Origin of the sequence: Streptomyces sp. NPDC056222 (assembly GCF_042264065.1) — a bacterium.
Lineage (GTDB): Bacteria > Actinomycetota > Actinomycetes > Streptomycetales > Streptomycetaceae > Streptomyces.
Genome location: NZ_JBHJTL010000043.1, coordinates 1 through 16848, shown reverse-complemented (window position 1 = coordinate 16848; position 16848 = coordinate 1). Strand labels below are relative to the sequence as shown.

17 protein-coding genes are annotated in these 16848 nt (G+C 71.1%); 7 read left to right on the top strand and 10 right to left on the bottom strand.

All coding sequences use genetic code 11. The features are described from left to right. Positions 1-17: 17 nt before the first annotated feature. The 6 genes from ACFC0D_RS20915 to glnA all read right to left on the bottom strand — a co-directional run bounded on the left by ACFC0D_RS20915 (position 18) and on the right by glnA (position 6098). Positions 18-524: a GNAT family N-acetyltransferase gene (locus tag ACFC0D_RS20915; RefSeq protein ID WP_376437930.1), complete on the bottom strand. Its 507-nt coding sequence runs from the start codon at positions 522-524 to the stop codon at positions 18-20. A gap of 66 nt (positions 525-590) precedes the next feature. Continuing rightward, the gene (locus tag ACFC0D_RS20910) at positions 591-1007 is read right to left on the bottom strand and encodes a VOC family protein (protein WP_376437928.1); all 417 of its coding nucleotides are present in this window, start codon (positions 1005-1007) and stop codon (positions 591-593) included. A gap of 9 nt (positions 1008-1016) precedes the next feature. Beyond that, the gene (locus ACFC0D_RS20905) at positions 1017-1439 is read right to left on the bottom strand and encodes a helix-turn-helix domain-containing protein (RefSeq protein WP_376437926.1); all 423 of its coding nucleotides are present in this window, start codon (positions 1437-1439) and stop codon (positions 1017-1019) included. Positions 1440-1527: 88 nt separating this feature from the next. Further along, the gene (locus ACFC0D_RS20900) at positions 1528-2667 is read right to left on the bottom strand and encodes a hypothetical protein (protein ID WP_376437924.1); all 1140 of its coding nucleotides are present in this window, start codon (positions 2665-2667) and stop codon (positions 1528-1530) included. 289 nt (positions 2668-2956) lie between these two features. Further along, positions 2957-4315 carry a PQQ-binding-like beta-propeller repeat protein gene (locus ACFC0D_RS20895; RefSeq protein WP_376437922.1) on the bottom strand — a complete coding sequence of 453 codons (1359 nt, stop codon included), beginning with the start codon at positions 4313-4315 and terminating at the stop codon, positions 2957-2959. Positions 4316-4736: 421 nt separating this feature from the next. After that, positions 4737-6098 carry a type I glutamate--ammonia ligase gene (gene glnA / locus ACFC0D_RS20890; RefSeq protein ID WP_376437920.1) on the bottom strand — a complete coding sequence of 454 codons (1362 nt, stop codon included), beginning with the start codon at positions 6096-6098 and terminating at the stop codon, positions 4737-4739. Between the two features lie 223 nt (positions 6099-6321). Here glnA and ACFC0D_RS20885 point away from each other — a divergent pair, with 223 nt between their 5' ends. The 4 genes from ACFC0D_RS20885 to ACFC0D_RS20870 all read left to right on the top strand — a co-directional run bounded on the left by ACFC0D_RS20885 (position 6322) and on the right by ACFC0D_RS20870 (position 8602). Continuing rightward, entirely contained in the window at positions 6322-6699 is a 378-nt protein-coding gene (locus ACFC0D_RS20885) for a hypothetical protein (protein ID WP_376437918.1), read from the top strand. A 74-nt stretch (positions 6700-6773) separates the two neighbouring features. Further along, positions 6774-7427: a DUF3105 domain-containing protein gene (locus tag ACFC0D_RS20880; RefSeq protein WP_376437916.1), complete on the top strand. Its 654-nt coding sequence runs from the start codon at positions 6774-6776 to the stop codon at positions 7425-7427. Between the two features lie 2 nt (positions 7428-7429). Further along, entirely contained in the window at positions 7430-8065 is a 636-nt protein-coding gene (locus tag ACFC0D_RS20875; RefSeq protein WP_376438005.1) for a DUF305 domain-containing protein, read from the top strand. Positions 8066-8182: 117 nt separating this feature from the next. Continuing rightward, positions 8183-8602 carry a CBS domain-containing protein gene (locus ACFC0D_RS20870; RefSeq protein ID WP_376437914.1) on the top strand — a complete coding sequence of 140 codons (420 nt, stop codon included), beginning with the start codon at positions 8183-8185 and terminating at the stop codon, positions 8600-8602. On the opposite strand, the gene ACFC0D_RS20865 is transcribed toward ACFC0D_RS20870, so the two are convergent. Together ACFC0D_RS20865 and ACFC0D_RS20860 are read right to left on the bottom strand one after the other, a co-directional pair. Further along, positions 8587-9426, bottom strand: a complete 840-nt coding sequence (locus ACFC0D_RS20865) for an alpha/beta fold hydrolase (protein ID WP_376438003.1) — start codon at positions 9424-9426, stop codon at positions 8587-8589. The genes ACFC0D_RS20870 and ACFC0D_RS20865 overlap by 16 nt on opposite strands. A 2-nt stretch (positions 9427-9428) precedes the next feature. Then, positions 9429-10100 carry a DUF998 domain-containing protein gene (locus ACFC0D_RS20860; RefSeq protein ID WP_376437912.1) on the bottom strand — a complete coding sequence of 224 codons (672 nt, stop codon included), beginning with the start codon at positions 10098-10100 and terminating at the stop codon, positions 9429-9431. Positions 10101-10325: 225 nt separating this feature from the next. Between ACFC0D_RS20860 and ACFC0D_RS20855 the strand changes: the two genes are divergently transcribed. Both ACFC0D_RS20855 and ACFC0D_RS20850 read left to right on the top strand, forming a co-directional pair. Next, positions 10326-11180 (top strand): DUF4190 domain-containing protein, encoded by an 855-nt coding sequence (locus ACFC0D_RS20855; RefSeq protein WP_376437910.1) that lies wholly within the window; start codon positions 10326-10328, stop codon positions 11178-11180. A gap of 176 nt (positions 11181-11356) precedes the next feature. Then, positions 11357-13117, top strand: a complete 1761-nt coding sequence (locus tag ACFC0D_RS20850; protein WP_376437908.1) for an NAD+ synthase — start codon at positions 11357-11359, stop codon at positions 13115-13117. On the opposite strand, the gene ACFC0D_RS20845 is transcribed toward ACFC0D_RS20850, so the two are convergent. Next, a complete protein-coding gene (locus ACFC0D_RS20845; RefSeq protein ID WP_376437906.1) occupies positions 13083-14327 on the bottom strand; it encodes an MFS transporter in 1245 nt (414 codons plus the stop codon). The genes ACFC0D_RS20850 and ACFC0D_RS20845 overlap by 35 nt on opposite strands. A gap of 179 nt (positions 14328-14506) precedes the next feature. Next, positions 14507-15529: an endonuclease/exonuclease/phosphatase family protein gene (locus ACFC0D_RS20840; protein ID WP_376437904.1), complete on the bottom strand. Its 1023-nt coding sequence runs from the start codon at positions 15527-15529 to the stop codon at positions 14507-14509. 324 nt (positions 15530-15853) lie between these two features. Here ACFC0D_RS20840 and panB point away from each other — a divergent pair, with 324 nt between their 5' ends. Then, complete coding sequence (gene panB / locus ACFC0D_RS20835; protein WP_376437902.1) at positions 15854-16717, top strand: 3-methyl-2-oxobutanoate hydroxymethyltransferase; 864 nt, start codon at positions 15854-15856, stop codon at positions 16715-16717. Positions 16718-16848: the final 131 nt, after the last annotated feature.

The following is a 16848-nucleotide window of genomic DNA, read 5'->3' as shown; positions in this document are numbered from 1 at the left end:
CCGTACCGAGTCCGGACTCAGACCACCGGCGGGAAGTCCACCCGGTAGTACCGCACCCGCTCGTCCTCCCCCGCGTACCGCATCCCCGCGGCCTCCATCACGCGCTGCGAGGCGACGTTCGCGAGATCGGCGTCGCCCTTCGCGCCGGCGACGCCCTGTTCCCTGGCGAGTTCGAGCAGTGCCCGCAGCGCCTCGGCTGCGTACCCGAGCCCCCGTACGTCCGGTATCAGCCCGTACCCGACGGTCACGAACCGCTCGTCGTCCGGCGGCCCGTGGAACCCGATCCCGCCCACGGCGGCCCCGTCCGTCCGCCGCCGTATCTCGTACGCCCCGAACACGCCCGGATCCCCCTGCGCGGCGCACACGCCGAGGAACCCGCGTGCCCCGGCCAGGTCCCCGTCGGCCGGATACCCCGGCGCCCAACGGTCCTCCCGTGCGGGCGCCTGCGCGACGATCCGCTCGGCCTCGGCAACGGTGAGCGGATGCAGCAGCAGACGCCCGGTGACGAACGAGGTGATCTTCATCGGGGCAGTTTCCGCCGCCCCCGACGGAGCGTCAACGGCGTATATCAAGACACCGCGTGGGTGAGCTCACTTCCCGCGGGGCTGGGCGAAACGGAGCATGTTGCCGGACGGGTCGCGGAAGGCGCAGTCGCGGACGCCGTACGGCTGGTCGACCGGCTCCTGGAGGACCTCGCCGCCCGCGGCGCGGATGCGCTCGAAGGTGGCGTCGACGTCGTCGGTGCGGAAGATGACACCGCGCAGCAGGCCCTTCGCGAGCAGCTCCGCCATGGCCTCCCGGTCGGCGGGTGAGGCGTTGGGGTCGGCGAGCGGCGGTTCGAGGACGATGTCCACGTCGGGCTGCGAGGGTGCGCCGAGCGTCACCCAGCGCATCCCTTCGAACCCGACGTCGTTGCGCACCTCCAGGCCGAGAGCGTCCCGGTAGAAGGTGAGCGCCTTGTCGTGGTCGTCGACGGCGATGAAGCACTGAGAGAGGTTGATGTCCATGCGTTCACGCTACGAGCGGGGGTCGGCTTTCGCTTCTCCGTTCCTGACCGGTCGCGTGTGGATCTTGGAGATGCAGGCGGGGATGGCGGCGCCGTCTCCGTGGTCACGGGCCCGGTAGGCGCTGGGGCTCTCGCCGACGAGCTCGGTGAACCGCGAGCTGAACGACCCCAGCGACGTACAGCCGACCTCGAAACAGACCTCCGTCACCGACAGGTCCCCGCGCCGCAGCAGCGCCTTGGCCCGCTCGATCCGGCGCGTCATCAGGTAGCTGTACGGGGTCTCGCCGAAGGCGGCCCGAAAGCTCCGGGAGAAATGCCCCGCCGACATGAGCGCGACCCGCGCCAAGGCCTGCACGTCCAACGGCTCCGCGTACTCGCGGTCCATCAGGTCACGGGCCCGGCGCAGCCGAACGAGATCTTCCAAGCTGGTCACACGACCACCATCGCACAGGCCCGGGATCCGGGGCTCGTACTCGTACGGAGCCATCCGCCGACCGCTGCCCGGGAACGCGGCGGCGCGCTCAGAATCCGCCCCTGATCGCGAAGGGGAACGGCCCGGGGTCCTCCTCCCCGGCGGCGGGCTTGTTGGTGGCCACCCCGACGACAGTGAGGGCACGGCCCGTGGTGACGACGTCGACGGCCGCCGTGCCCTCGGTGCCCACGTCCGGGAGACGCAGCGCCTGCCAGCGGCCGTACCGCAGTCGCGCCCCGATGGGCTTGGTTCCGTTCCGGTCGCCCACCACGACGACCGCGTCGCGGGCGACGTTCAGGCCGTAGAGCCGCCCCTGACCGACGGGGGCGTCGACCACGCTCCACCGCGTGCCGTCGAAATGGGCGACCAGCCCGTGGTCCCTCCCGTCCGCTCCGCGCTCGACGCGGCCGACAGCCCATACGTCGTTCGGTCCGTTCGAGGCCAGCAAAGTGAATTCCGCCGCCAGGGAGTCGAGTTCGGGTGCGGGCTGCCGGGACCAGGACGTCCCGTCGTAGTGCAGCAGCAGAGGGCGGAGGCCTTCCGGGGTGCCGATGGCGCCGGCGGCCCACACGTCGTCCGGGGCGATCGCCGTGACGCCCCACAGCGACCAGTAGTCGGTGTCGAGCGCGGGTGGCGCCACCTGTCGCCAGGCCACGCCGTCCCAGCGCTCGATCAGTCCGTGGAAGGTGAAGAGCGGACCGTCGGGCTGGGTCCAGCCGACCGCCCACGCATCGTCCTCGTCCACGGCGTCCACCCCGAGGAATCCGCCGGTCAGCGTGGACTCGGGCAAGGGCGCGGGCGCGAGCTTCCAGCCGGTGTCGTCACGGTGCGCGGTGTGGATCGTGCGTGTGCCCTGGTCGGCATCGCCCACCAGCCAGGCGTCGCCCTCCGGGCTCGCGCCGATCGCGTTGATGCGGGTCGGGGCGTCGTCCAGTGGGGTGGGTATCTGCTTCCAGCGGCGCGAGGAGTCCTCCCGGCCGTACAGGACGGGACGGAGGGACTGCGGCTTTCCCTCGCCGTATCTGCGGAAGCCCGCCGTCCAGGTGGTGTCGGCGTCGATGCGCTCGGCGGCGATCAGCCGGGCGGTGCCGGCCGGGAACTCCTCGGTGACCCAGGGTCCCGGCGCGGGACCGACGGCAAGGGTCATGGCGGCGAGGCCGCCGGTCAGGGCGAGCAGAGCGCGCGTCATCGGGTGATCGGTCCCTTCGGGGGCAGTGCTCAGTGGATCCGTACGGTCCGGTCGTGGGCCGTACGTCACCCGTCTCTGAGCACCGCCGCCGTCGAGAGGTTGAGAACACGTCTCCCCCTGGGCGTATTGCCTCACACCGGACGGTCCGCCCTCGTCCGGTCTCGGTAGGAGCTGCCCGGCCGATCACGTGACCGGCCGGGCAGCTGTAGTTCAGCGGTAGTCGTCCTCGTCGAGGTCGACTACCCCCGCCTCGACCGGCGGCCTGCCTTGCGGCAGGACAGCCATCGGCTCACCAGCGCTCGAACGCGGTGAAGGCATGATCGCCGGCCGCCCCGACGACGATGATCCGCCCGTCGTGCTCGAAGAAGTAGCCGCTGGGCGCTTCCTCACGGAAATGGCGCTCGTCGAGTTCCTCGCCGTTGCCGGCGTCGTACACGAGCAGCTCGGTGATGGCGCTGGCCTGGGTTGACCACTCGCACAGCACGGTGACCCGGTCGCCCCGCACGGCCAGCCCGGCCGCAGGCTCGTCCAACTCGTTGTTCCACACCTCTTCGCCGGTCTTCAGGTCGAAGGCGATCAGCCGGTAGTGCCGTCCCTTGGAATAGGTCCACGCCAGCGCGTACATCCGCTCGCCGACGACCTCCGCCGCGTCGATCTGGCCGTAGTCGCCGCTGAGCTCGATGCCGGGCCGAGGATGCCCATCCTGGCCGAAGGAGACGAACGCGCCCGTTGCCTCGCCCGAGTTCCCGTTCGAGGACCGCACCACCCTCAGCACCAAGGGGTCGGCCGACTCGATGACCACGCTGGAGTCCGTCGACACGGGGCGACGGGCATCGATGGGAACGTTCCACTTCAGGGCGCCGGTGCCGCGATCGAAGGCCGCCGCCATCAGCTCGACGTCCCCGCCGCTGTCGGAGCCCGGGCCGTCCGCGTCCTCCCCGCCGCAGGCCAGGACGGCGTGGACCTGTTCCTTGCCCACGAACGTTTCCCACACCCCGCACGTGCCGGGAACGGCCGCCGTCCAACGGGCCTTGCCTGTGCGGAGGTCGAGGGCGCGCAGGGAACGGTTGCCGCCCGGCGTCCGCACCTCCTGCTCGGTCCGTTCGTGGTGGATCAATGCCAGGCCGCCCCCCGCATCCAGGAATCCGTCCCCGGGAAACCGGCCGTCCGAGACGGTCCGCGGGACGCTCCACAGCTCCCGCCCGTCCTTCATGTCGAAGGCGAGGACGGTCGAGCAGCCCTTGCCCTTGCCCGGCGAGGCGGGCTTGCCGCTCCCGCCGCTGGTGGCACTGCTCTCCGTGCCGTACGCGACCAGGAGGACCCCCTCGCCCGCACGACGCGCGCTCCCGCAGATCTGGGCGCGGCCGGGTGGTACGAATTCCCAGAGCTTCTTCCCGTCCTGCCCGTCGGCGATGCCGAAGCCGGTCACCGCATCGAACCGGCTGCGGACGGCGACGTCCCCGACGACCCAACTGCCGTTGGCCTTGCCATCGCTGGGCCGGTCCTTCGCGGTGGCCCAGGTCCGCACCATGGAGTCGCCCGGCAGATAGCCCTCGAACGACAGGAACCAGGCGGTGATGGACCCGATCACCCCCAGCACGAGCCCGATCACCGCCAGCGCCTTCACGAGCCCTGCTCTGCCTGACATCACGCGCTCCCCCTACTGTGCATGGCACACCCCCCTGCGAGCGGCGTTCCGGAGACCCGCCCGACACGTTGATCTTCGAACGACGGTCAGGCTAAGGGCATGGCCGCCCAGCGGTCCATGCCGATCCGGCGCGGGTGGAGGACGTGCCGGCCGAGGGCGAACTGCGAACGCCGCCGACGGCGCGGCAGTCGGCGGCACGGGCCCCTCCGACGTCCGGCGCGCGGGCAGATTCGAACAGCTCCGCGGAAACCTGCAGAAGCGCGCTCGGTGGCGCGCGCTCGGCGGACCGTCGACGGAGTGCACAGGGCCGACGTCGGACGGCCCACAGACGGCCCGGGGCGATCAGAACGGGGCTGGGCCGCCGGCAGTCCGCCGTCGGCCCAAACCCTCGCGTCAGGGTTGCACTGCTTATGGCTTGCCCTTACAGCACCGGCAGGTTCTTCCGCAGCTCGAAGGCGGTCACCTCGGAGCGGTACTCCTCCCACTCCTGCTTCTTGTTGCGCAGGAAGAAGTCGAAGACGTGCTCGCCCAGCGTCTCGGCGACCAGTTCGCTCTTCTCCATCAGGGCGATCGCCTCGCCCAGGTTCTGCGGCAGCGGCTCGATGCCCATCGCGCGGCGTTCCGCGTCCGAGAGGGCCCAGACGTCGTCGTCCGCGCCGGCCGGGAGTTCGTAGCCCTCCTCGATGCCCTTGAGGCCCGCCGCGAGCAGGACCGCGTAGGTCAGGTAGGGGTTGGCGCCGGAGTCGATCGAGCGGACCTCGACGCGCGACGAACCCGTCTTGCCGGGCTTGTACATCGGGACGCGGATGAGTGCCGAGCGGTTGTTGTGACCCCAGCAGATGTACGAGGGGGCCTCGCCGCCCGCGCCCGCGCTGCGGGCCGAGCCGCCCCAGATGCGCTTGTAGGAGTTGACCCACTGGTTGGTGACGGCCGAGATCTCGGCGGCGTGCTTGAGCAGGCCGGCGATGAAGGAGCGGCCCACCTTGGAGAGCTGGTACTCCGCGCCCGACTCGTAGAACGCGTTGCGGTCGCCCTCGAAGAGGGAGAGGTGGGTGTGCATGCCCGAGCCCGGGTACTCCGAGAACGGCTTCGGCATGAACGTGGCCTGCACGCCCTGCTCCAGCGCCACCTGCTTCATGACCAGGCGGAAGGTCATGATGTTGTCGGCCGTGGACAGCGCGTCGGCGTACCGCAGGTCGATCTCCTGCTGGCCCGGAGCGCCCTCGTGGTGGGAGAACTCCACCGAGATGCCCATCGACTCCAGCATGGTGATCGCCTGGCGGCGGAAGTCCATGCCCACGTTCTGCGGGGTGTGGTCGAAGTAGCCCGAGTTGTCGGCCGGGGTCGGCTTCGTGCCGTCCAGCGGCTTGTCCTTCAGCAGGAAGAACTCGATCTCGGGGTGCGTGTAGAAGGTGAAGCCCAGGTCCGAGGTCCTGGCCAGGATGCGCTTGAGGACGAAGCGCGGGTCCGCGAAGGACGGGGAGCCGTCCGGCATGAGGATGTCGCAGAACATCCGGGCGGTGCCCGGGGCCTCCGCGCGCCACGGCAGGATCTGGAAGGTGCCCGGATCCGGCTTGGCGATCATGTCCGACTCGTATACACGGGCGAAGCCCTCGATGGCGGAGCCGTCGAAGCCGATGCCCTCGTCGAACGCCTGCTCAAGCTCGGCGGGCGCCACGGCCACCGACTTCAGGAAGCCGAGGACGTCGGTGAACCACAGCCGCACGAACCGGATGTCGCGCTCCTCGAGCGTCCGGAGCACGAATTCCTGCTGCTTGTCCATTTCCACACCCATCTTTGCTGGTCAGGCCGCCTGTTCCCACCGCCTCGGGCACATCGGGGGGCACCTGAGCATCCCACCACATGGTTTCGCGCACGTTGCACACCCATAGTGCCTGCTCGGGTGTGACTCAGGTAACGGGGGACCGCCCGATTCCGTGCGTCTGTTCCCCTACGTTCCCCCCGCCTGTCCCCTCCAGGCGTTCCGGCCACTACGATCTCCGCCCATGGGGGGCACTCCACTCGTACGCCTGTCCCGGCGCGCGCGTCCCATGGCACTGGTGAGTGCCGTGGCGACGCTCCTCGCCGCGCTCTTCGTCTGTCTGGGTGTCGGCGACGCCGTAACCCACGACGAGCCCGCGCAGGCGCACCATCAGCGGACCACGGGTGCGGACGAATACGTCTGCCCGTACGACCGCGGCGACTGCTCCCTGTTCCCCTCGCTCAGCCCGGCGGTGCTCACCGCGCCGCCGCTCGACCCCCCGCACCACGCGGAGGGCCGGTTCCCGCGCCTCGGACCGTCGTACGACGCCGACCGGGCGCCGCGCTCCGACGCGCAGCCCCGCGCACCGGACCTGCACGTCCTTCAAGTACTGCGGACATAGCCGACGGGCCCCATCCGCTCCGCCCCACGGCTCACGCCCCCCGCCACCCCACATCCGAGAAGGACGACATCACCATGGCCGCCAACCGCTCCTCCAACGCCGACCGCCGCGCCCGAATAGAGGAGATGCGCCGCGCCGAGCAGGCCCGCGAGCGCCGCAACCGCTTCATCACCATCGGAGTCTCCACCGTGGTCGTCCTGAGCCTCGTCGGCTTCGGCGGCTATGTGCTCAACAAGCAGTCCGAGAAGAAGGAGCAGCAGGAGGCAGCCGCCAAGGCCCCCATCAAGGACGAGAAGTCCTGGGACGCCAAGAAGCTCGGCCGCAACCACGTGACCACCCCGGTCGCCTACGAGATGAAGCCGCCGGTCGGCGGTGACCACGACCAGGTCTGGCAGAACTGCGACGGCGACGTCTACAAGACGAAGATCGCCGACATGAACGCCGTGCACTCGCTGGAGCACGGCGCGGTCTGGGTCACGTACAGCAAGAAGGCCGCGGAGGCCGATGTGAAGAAGCTGGCCGAGAAGGTCGGCAAGACCCCGTACTCGCTGATGAGCCCGGTCGACGACCAGGCCGGTGCGATAACGCTGAGCGCCTGGGGCAAGCAGGTGTCCGTGGACAGCGCGAGCGACCCGCGGGTCGACGCCTTCTTCACCAAGTACGTGCAGGGCCCGCAGACCCCGGAGCCGGGCGCGGCCTGCACCGGCGGTGTCGGGGCCACCCAGTGAAGCTGACCCGTACGCACGGGGCGTCGATCGCGGCCGTCGTCCTCGCGCTGCTCTTCGCCGGGGGTGCCGTCACGGTCGCCTCCGCGGAGCGCGAGGAGGCGCCGGCGACCCCTGTGTCGGCTTCGGCGGACGCGGGCTTCGCCCGTGACATGTCGGTCCACCACCAGCAGGCCGTCGAGATGTCGTTCATCGTCCGGGACCGCACTCAGGACGAGGAGGTGCGCCGGCTGGCGTACGACATCGCCAACACCCAGGCCAACCAGCGCGGCATGATGCTGGGCTGGCTGGACATGTGGGGTCTGCCGAAGGTCGAGTCGGGCACCGAGCCGATGGCCTGGATGGGCATGGACGGGCACGGCGACACCGGTCCCCTCGACGGGGCTCTGATGCCGGGCATGGCGACGAAGACCGAGCTGGAGCAGCTGCGGAAGGCCAGTGGCAAGGAGGCCGAGATCCTCTACCTCCAGCTGATGACCGACCACCACAAGGGCGGCGTCCACATGGCCCAGGGCTGCGTGGACAAGTGCTCCGTGGAGATCGAGCGGAACCTCGCGCAGGGCATGGTCGACGCCCAGGAGTCCGAGATCGCGCTCATGGCGGATCTGCTGAAGGCGCGGGGCGCGAAGCCGCGCGCCTGAGCAGGACCACGATCGGCCCCCGTGACCCCAGCGGTCGCGGGGGCCGCTTCGTACGCGGACAATGGTTGACGCTCGGGGACGTACGTACGACGACGTTCTGACGGAGGTACGCACCCCATGACCACGGCGAAGGACATCATGCACTCCGGGGCCCAGTGGATCCCCCGGCACGAAACGCTCGACCGCGCGGCACAGATGATGCGCGACCTCAATGTGGGCGCGCTACCCATCGCCGACGAGAACGAACGGCTGTGCGGCATCATCACGGACCGCGACATCGTCGTCGGCTGTGTGGCCATGGGCCACGACCCGGCGAAGGTCACCTGCGGAGAGATGGCCCACGGTACCCCGCGCTGGATCGAGGCGGGTTCGGACGTGGGCGAGGTACTCCATGAGATGACGGGCCACCAGATCAAGCGGCTCCCGGTCATCGAGAACAAGCGCCTGGTGGGCATGATCAGCGAGGCGGATCTGGCGCAGCATCTGGACGACGAGCAGATCAAGGAGTTCTGCGCGAGCGTCTACGCGTCCCGCTGACCGGGACCGAGGCGCAGCACCGCCCGTGCCACCGCGTCGGGGCGGTCCAGCATCATCAGGTGGCCCGACGGCTCGACCGCCTCGTAGTGGGCGTCGAGCCGGCGGGCCAGCGCGCGTTGCCGACGCGCCCAGCGGGCGGAGCCGTCCGGAGCCGCGAGGACGGTGACGGGAAGGCCGGGCGGGAGCGGGTGCCGCTCGCGCAGGGCGAGGAGTTGGGCGGCGACCGCGCGGTAGTGGGTGTTCTCCAGGAGCGTGCCCTGCATGACGCGTGAGGTGGCGTAGCAGCGGCGTACGAGCTCGGCGGGCGCCGGGTCCCCGCCGGTGGCGCGGGAGAGCCGTACGGTGGCGCGGCGGACGGCCGGGCCGAGGGCGGCGGGCGCTCCGGCGGCCGAGAGCAGCGTGCCCAGGCCGCGGGCGGCGGCGGTGCGCAGCGCCGGCGCCGCGGGTGTACGGGCGTGTTCCTCGACGGAGGAGTCGACGAGGAGGATCCCGGCGGCACGGTCCGGGTGGAGCCGGGCGAAGGCCTCGGCGTGGAAACCGGCGATGGAGTGCCCGACGACGGTGACGGGCTCCGGGTGGCCGAGGGCGTCCAGGAGGCCGGCGACGCGGTGGGCCTCGCCGGTGGCGCTGGGTGGGACGGCGGCCGGGGCGGAGAGTCCGTGGCCGGGGCGGTCGAACCGGACGACCGTGCGGTGCGGGGCCAGCAGCGGGACGACCGGGTCCCAGTCGAACCAGCTCATGCCGAGGCCGGCGCTGAGCACGCAGACGGGTCCGGCGCCCTCGACGACGACGTGGTGGGCCACGCCCCCGACCCGTACGAACATGCTCAAGCTCTCTCCCTGGCCACGGAGACGGCGAGTATCGCGAGCCAGACTGCCACGAGGAGGACCTGCAGCCGCTGCCCGGCCCCCAGGGAGAACGTGCCCTTGCCGGCCTCGAATGCGGCGACGGCGGCCAGCGTCCAGACGGTGGCGGCCAGTTCGAGGGCGACGACGAGGGGTCCGGTGCGGGCGAGGGGCCGCCAGATCCGGTAGCGGCGGGCGGCGATCGTCAGGGCGAGCATGCCGACCAGGGCGCCCGTCATGGCGAGGCCGGAGCTGACGGCGTGTGCCGTGTGGGTGGCCGGTACGAGTCCGGCGGTCTCGCGCGCGGCGCACTCCGGGTCGGCGGTGGGCGCGCAGCTGAGCGGCAGCCGGGAGTCGACGGCGGTGGCGGCGCCGAAGAGGGCGAGGGCGAGCCAGCCGGTGACGGTCCAGGGGCGGCGGCCGGGGAGCGCGAGTGCGGTCAGGGCCCCGGCGAGGACGAGGAGGCCGGCGACGAGGTCGGTCGCGCGGAACAGCCCGCCCAGCGGCTGGTCGGCGGCGGCGAGTTCGGAGACGTACGTCCGTATCGGGTCGAGCCCGGTCCGGACGACGACTTCGAGGACCCAGGCGGTGTACGCGAGCGCGCCCAGCGACAGCAGGAGGGCGGCGACGGTTCGCGTACGGCTTCTGGACATAGTGGTACGAGATGCTATTCGGGCGCCTTCTAGCTCCGGTGGTCGGGGTGGATCCGTCCGGATTCGCGATGCTCACGGGTCGTCATGAGCCCATGGTCGGCGGGGTTCGGCCGCCGCGCACATCGGAGACTCTCGCCTCATGAACACGAGTTGCACACAAAATACGTGGCTCCTCCATAATCATCTGGCTTACCGTCAAAACCTCAGCCACCTCGGAGGATGCGCATGACCATGCCCACGAACGCCCCCGGCCAGAGCCCCTGGGGCCAGCCGCCGACCGGTATGCCCGGGATGCCCCCGCAGCCCCCGTTCCAGCAGCCGCGGAACGGTCTCGGGGTGACCGCTCTCGTCCTCGGCATCGTGGGCCTGCTCTTCGCGATCTTCCCGTTCTCGTTCTGGCTGGGCGGGATCCTGGGAGTGCTGGCCCTCATATTCGGCATCATCGGCCACTCCCGCGGCCGCAAGGGCGAGGCGACGAACAAGGGGATGGCCCTCACGGGACTCGTCCTCGGCGCGGCCTCCATCGTCGTCTCGATCGTCTGGCTGATCGTCGTCGTCACCGCGGTGAAGGACATCGCGGACGACATCGACAAGGAGATCAAGAAGCAGGAGAAGGTCACCACCGCTCCCACCGAGCCCGGCGCTGCGCCCACGGAGGCCGCGCCGACCGAGACCGCCCCCGCGGCGCTGAAGTTCGGTCAGACCTTCGCGTACGAGGACGGGATCAAGGTGACCGTCTCGAAGCCGCGCGCCTACAAGCCCGACCAGTTCGCCGCCGGGCACGCCAAGGGCAACAGCGCGTTCCAGGTGACGGTCACGATCGTCAACGGCAGCAAGAAGACCCTCGACGTCTCCGGCGCCCTGGTGGACGCGAGCGACGCGGAGGGCTCGCGGGCCGAGCCGGTCTTCGACGGCAGCAACGCGACGGAGATGTTCCAGGGCAACGTGCTCCCCGGCAAGCAGGCCAAGGCCGACTTCGCCTTCTCGGTCCCGGCGAAGGCGGACGGGGAGCTGCAGGTCGAGCTGAGCCCGACGATCCTCGAGCACGAGGAAGCGATCTGGACCGGCCCGACGAAGTAGTCGGACGCCCGGTCGGACCCGGTGTCCCGCACACCGGGACCGGCCGGACGCCGGGACGCCGCACACCGTGACGCGCCGGCCACCCGGTCACGCGATCACCCGGCCACCTGGAGACATCCGTCTCGGAGCTTGGCGTCGCCACGACATAGCGTCGGTCTGACGATTACACTGGGCGCGTGCCTCAACTACGCCTCGCTCTGAATCAGATCGACTCGACCGTCGGCGATCTCGCCGGGAACGCCGAGGCGATCGTCCACTGGACCCGGCACTCCGCCGAGCAGGGCGCGCATCTGGTCGCGTTCCCCGAGATGGTGCTGACCGGCTACCCCGTCGAGGACCTCGCGCTGCGCTCCTCCTTCGTCGAGGCGTCCCGGGACGCCCTGCGGGCGCTCGCCCGACGCCTCGACGCCGCGGGTTTCGGGGAGCTGCCCGTGATCGTCGGCTATCTCGACCGTTCGGACCGCGCCGAGCCCCGGCTCGGGCGGCCCGCCGGGTCCCCCGAGAACGCCGCCGCCGTGCTGCACCGCGGCGAGGTGGTGCTGCGCTTCGCCAAGCACCACCTCCCCAACTACGGCGTCTTCGACGAGTTCCGTTACTTCGTCCAGGGCGACACCATGCCCGTCGTCCGGGTCCACGGCGTGGACGTGGCCCTCGCGATCTGCGAGGACCTCTGGCAGGAGGGCGGCCGGGTGCCGGCCGCGCGCAGTGCGGGCGCCGGGCTGCTCGTCTCGATCAACGCCTCGCCGTACGAGCGGGAGAAGGACGACACGCGCCTCGAACTGGTCCGCAAGCGCGCCCAGGAGGCGGGCTGCACCACCGCCTATCTCGCGATGATCGGCGGCCAGGACGAGCTGGTCTTCGACGGCGACTCGATCGTCGTCGACGCGAGCGGCGAAGTCGTCGCGCGCGCCCCGCAGTTCTCCGAGGGCAGTGTGCTCCTCGACCTCGACCTGCCGGCCGCCTCCCCCGACGCGCCCACGGGCATCGTGGACGACGGGCTGCGGATCGACCGCGTGATCCTCTCCGAGGAGCCGGTGCCCGCGTACGAGCCGGAGCTGACCGGCGGCTACGCGGACCGGCTCGACGACGACGAGGAGGTGTACTCGGCGCTGGTCGTGGGCCTGCGCGCGTACGCCGCCAAGAACGGCTTCCGCTCCGTCCTCATCGGCCTCTCCGGCGGAATCGACTCGGCGCTGGTCGCGGCGATCGCCTGCGACGCGGTGGGCGCGCAGAACGTGTACGGCGTCTCGATGCCGTCCAAGTACTCCTCGGACCACTCGCGCGGCGACGCCGCCGAGCTCGCCCGCCGCACCGGGCTCAACTTCCGTACGGTGTCGATCGAGCCGATGTTCGACGCGTACATGGGTGCGCTCGGGCTCACGGGTCTGGCGGAGGAGAACCTGCAGTCCCGGCTGCGCGGCACGACGCTGATGGCGATCTCCAACCAGGAGGGCCACATCGTCCTCGCGCCCGGCAACAAGTCGGAGCTGGCGGTGGGGTATTCGACGCTGTACGGCGACTCGGTCGGCGCGTACGGACCCATCAAGGACGTCTACAAGTCGACCGTGTTCCGGCTCGCGCGCTGGCGCAACCGGGCGGCCGAGGAGCGGGGCATGACCCCGCCGATCCCGGAGAGCTCGATCACCAAGCCGCCGAGCGCCGAACTGCGCCCGGGGCAGGTGGACACCGACTCACTGCCGGACTACGACGTCCTGGACCGGATCCTCGCGATGTACGTCGACCGCGACCAGGGCAAGGACGCCATCGTCGCGGCCGGCTTCGACGAGGAGCTGGTCACGCGGACGCTGCGGATGGTGGACACGGCTGAGTACAAGCGGCGCCAGTACCCGCCGGGCACCAAGATCTCGGCGAAGGGCTTCGGCAAGGACCGCCGGCTGCCGATCACGAACCGCTGGCGGGAGACGACGAGCCGCTGACGGCGGGCTCGTGCCCTTCGGCGGCCTGGGCGCTTCCCGCGACGACGCGGGAGGCGCCCTCCGCCGTCCGCGTCCGGTCGAGCAGTCCGGCCACGGCGGCGATCGCCAGGCCGACGACGGCGAGGCCCGCGCCGACGAGCGTCGGGGAGGTCCAGCCCCAGCCGGCGGCGACGGCCGCGCCGCCCGCCCAGGCGCCGCCCGCGTTGGCGAGGTTGAAGGCGGAGTGGTTGGAGGCGGAGGCCAGGGTCGGCGCGTCCTTGGCCTTGTTCATGACCAGCATCTGGAGCGGGGTGGTGGTCATGAAGCCGACGGCGCCGAGGACGACGACGGTCACGAGCGCCAGCCACGGCACGTGGATCGTGAACCGGAAGGCGACCAGGACGAGCGCGAGGGCGCCGAGGGAGCCGTACAGCGTCGGCCGCAGCGCCCGGTCGGTCAGCGGGCCCGCGGCGAGCGCGCCGGCCGTCATGCCGATGCCGAAGAGGGCGAGGACGAGGGTGACGGAGGACTGCCCGAAGCCCATCACCTCGGTCGTCATCGACGCGAGGTAGGAGTAGACCGCGAAGACGCCCGCGAAGCCGAAGACCGCGGTGAGCAGACCGAGCAGGACCTGCGGGCGGCCGAGCGCGCGCATCTCGCGCCCCAGGCTCTGCCGCTCGTCGACGGGCACGTACGGCACGAGCCGGGCGAGCGCCACCATGGCCAGCAGGCCGATGACGGTGACGACCAGGAAGGTGGCCCGCCAGCCGAGGTGCTGGCCGAGCAGGGTCGCGGCCGGTACGCCGAGGATGTTGGCGACGGTGAGCCCGAGGAACATCGTGGCCACCGCGCGCGCCTGCCGGTCCTCGCGCACGAGCCGTGCGGCGACGACGGCTCCGACGCCGAAGAACGCGCCGTGCGGGAGCCCGGCGAGGACACGGCCGCCGATCAGCCAGCCGAAGCCGGGAGCGAGGGCGGAGGCCAGGTTGCCGACGACGAAGAGCGCCATCAGCAGAAGCAGCATCTTCTTGCGCGGGACGCGCGAGCCGAGCGCGGTGAGCAGCGGGGCGCCTATGACGACGCCGATCGCGTAGGCGGAGACGAGGTGCCCCGCGGTGGGGACGGAGGTGCCGAGGTCGTCGGCGACATTGGGCAGCAGGCCCATCATCACGAACTCGGTGGTGCCGATGCCGAAGGCGGAGACGGCGAGCGCGAGCAGCGCCAGGGGCATGGGGAGAGCCTTTCCAGACGAATAGTTCTTCGACTGAACAAATACTCTCAGGTGAAATGTTCCCGTCGGCCTCCCTCAGGTGACGAGGGGGTTTCGGCCTGCGCTCGATTCGATGCCGGGGCGGGGTGTCGGGCCGGGCGGCGTGGCACCGGGCAAGGGGGCCGGTGCCGGGCCGGACGTCAGAGCCGTACGCGCGCCGCGATCGGCAGGTGGTCGCTCATGGTCTCCGGCAGCGTCCACGAGGAGACCGGCTCCACGCCCTTCACGAGGATCTGGTCGATCCGCGCCATCGGGAACGAGGCCGGCCAGCTGAAGCCGAAGCCGTCGCCCGACGCGCCCTGGGTGGAGCGCATCTGCGCCGTGACGGCGTTCAGCGCGCGGTCGTTCATGGTGCCGTTGAGGTCGCCGAGCAGGATGATCCGCTCGAGCCGGTCGGAGGCGATGGCCTCGCCCAGCAGGTTCGCGCTGTTGTCGCGCTGGTTGGCGGTGAAGCCCGCGTTCATCTTGACCCGTACGGACGGGAGGTGCGCCACGTACACCCGCGCATCGCCCTTCGGCGTGGCGACGGTGGCACGCATGGCGCGGGTCCAGCCCATACCGATGTCCACCGGCTGGGGATCGCTCAGCGGGTACCTGCTCCACAGCCCGACCGTGCCCTGCACGGAGTGGTACGCGTACGTGCTCGCCAGGGCGCTCTCGTAGACGGGGACCATCTCGCCCTTGAGCTCTTCCAGGGCCACCACGTCCGCGCCGGACGCGGCGATCTGCCGGGCGGTCCCCTCCGGGTCGGGGTTGTCGGCGTTCACGTTGTGGGTCGCGACGGTGAGATCGCCGCCCGCGCCGGACTTGTCGGTGATGAGCCCCCCGAAGATGTTGGCCCAGACCACGGTCGGCAGGAGCAGGGCGATCAACGCGGTGGCCGAGCGCCGCAGCAGCGCCAGGACGAGCAGGACCGGCACGAGCACGCCCAGCCACGGCAGGAAGGTCTCGGTGAGGCTGCCCAGGTTGCCGATCCGGTTGGGGATCTCGGCGTGGAAGACCATCAGCAGGGTGAGCAGCACCGCACAGACGGCGAGGAGGATCCCGCGGCGCCAGATGCCCCGGTCACCGCGCCAGCGGTCGAGCGCCGCCCGGAACCGGGGCCGGGAGCGCTCGTCCCCCGCGCCGCCGTTCTCGGTCTCCGCCATGTCCACCCGCGCCATCACTCAGTCCTCACTGCCTTGCTCTGTGACCCGACGTCGACACTAGGTGATGCCGGGCCTGCCGTACTGCCACGGGGGACGACACAGCGGCGCGGCGGGTTCCTGCAGGTGGCGCGGGGCGGGTGGCTGTGACAGAACGCGCACATTCACGACGACGTGTCCATAGCCATCCCCGCGTGCCCGTACTCGGCGGCTTTCTTCCGTTGCGGCGGTGTGAACAGCACCACTCCGGCCCTCTTTCCGCGCCGTGGCGCGAGGTGCCACCATGGACGTGATCCGGGGACGCCGTCAGGGCGCCTCGAGATGACGAAGGAGCCGTTCACCATGACGCTTCAGCCTGCCCCGAAGCAGTCCCCCGACAGCAGCAAGGCGCTGTACGGAGGCAAGGGCACGCGCCGTATCTCCGTCCACGACATCACCGCGGCCAAGGCTCGCGGCGAGAAGTGGCCCATGCTCACCGCCTACGACGCGATGACCGCGTCCGTCTTCGACGAGGCCGGGATCCCGGTCGTGCTCGTCGGCGACTCCATGGGCAACTGTCACCTCGGTTACGACACCACCGTGCCCGTCACGATGGACGAGATGACCCTCCTGTCGGCCGCTGTCGTCCGGGGCACCAAGCGTGCCCTCGTCGTCGGCGACCTCCCCTTCGGTTCGTACCAGGAAGGGCCCGTCCAGGCCCTGCGCAACGCCACCCGGCTCGTCAAGGACGCGGGCGTCGGCGCGGTCAAGCTGGAAGGCGGCGAGCGCTCGCTGCCGCAGACCGAGCTGCTCGTCCAGGCCGGGATCCCGGTCATGTCCCACCTGGGCCTGACCCCGCAGTCCGTCAACACCATGGGGTACCGGGTGCAGGGCCGGAGCGACGAGGCCGCGCACCGGCTGCTCAGCGACGCCAAGGCGGCGCAGGACGCGGGCGCCTTCGCCGTCGTCCTTGAGCTCGTCCCGGCCGAGCTGGCCGCCGAGGTCACCCGCTCGCTGCACATCCCGACCATCGGCATCGGCGCCGGCCCGGACACCGACGCCCAGGTCCTCGTGTGGACCGACATGGCCGGTCTGACCGGCGGCAAGGTCCCGCGGTTCACCAAGCAGTACGCCAACCTCCGCGAGACGCTCGGCGACGCCGCGCGCGCCTTCGCGGAGGACGTCACCGGCGGGGCGTTCCCCGCCGAGGAGCACACCTTCCACTAGCTCCTGATCCGGTCCCTCGGCACCCTGGGCGCGGGGGGGCGCCGGGGTAAACCCCCCCCCCGCCCCGCCCGGGGGGGGGGGGGGGGGCGCGCGGGGGGGGGGGGGGGGGGGCGCGTGAGGGGTTTTTATGG

Coding starts and splice junctions, on each gene's coding strand:
- ACFC0D_RS20855 (WP_376437910.1), top strand. CDS start 10,326: ATGACCATGCCCACGAACGCCCCCGGCCAGAGCCCCTGGGGCCAGCCG.
- ACFC0D_RS20860 (WP_376437912.1), bottom strand. CDS start 10,100: ATGTCCAGAAGCCGTACGCGAACCGTCGCCGCCCTCCTGCTGTCGCTG.
- ACFC0D_RS20880 (WP_376437916.1), top strand. CDS start 6,774: ATGGCCGCCAACCGCTCCTCCAACGCCGACCGCCGCGCCCGAATAGAG.
- ACFC0D_RS20885 (WP_376437918.1), top strand. CDS start 6,322: ATGGGGGGCACTCCACTCGTACGCCTGTCCCGGCGCGCGCGTCCCATG.
- glnA (WP_376437920.1), bottom strand. CDS start 6,098: ATGGACAAGCAGCAGGAATTCGTGCTCCGGACGCTCGAGGAGCGCGAC.
- ACFC0D_RS20900 (WP_376437924.1), bottom strand. CDS start 2,667: ATGACGCGCGCTCTGCTCGCCCTGACCGGCGGCCTCGCCGCCATGACC.
- ACFC0D_RS20845 (WP_376437906.1), bottom strand. CDS start 14,327: ATGCCCCTGGCGCTGCTCGCGCTCGCCGTCTCCGCCTTCGGCATCGGC.
- panB (WP_376437902.1), top strand. CDS start 15,854: ATGACGCTTCAGCCTGCCCCGAAGCAGTCCCCCGACAGCAGCAAGGCG.
- ACFC0D_RS20910 (WP_376437928.1), bottom strand. CDS start 1,007: ATGGACATCAACCTCTCTCAGTGCTTCATCGCCGTCGACGACCACGAC.
- ACFC0D_RS20840 (WP_376437904.1), bottom strand. CDS start 15,529: ATGGCGCGGGTGGACATGGCGGAGACCGAGAACGGCGGCGCGGGGGAC.
- ACFC0D_RS20915 (WP_376437930.1), bottom strand. CDS start 524: ATGAAGATCACCTCGTTCGTCACCGGGCGTCTGCTGCTGCATCCGCTC.
- ACFC0D_RS20870 (WP_376437914.1), top strand. CDS start 8,183: ATGACCACGGCGAAGGACATCATGCACTCCGGGGCCCAGTGGATCCCC.
- ACFC0D_RS20895 (WP_376437922.1), bottom strand. CDS start 4,315: ATGTCAGGCAGAGCAGGGCTCGTGAAGGCGCTGGCGGTGATCGGGCTC.
- ACFC0D_RS20865 (WP_376438003.1), bottom strand. CDS start 9,426: ATGTTCGTACGGGTCGGGGGCGTGGCCCACCACGTCGTCGTCGAGGGC.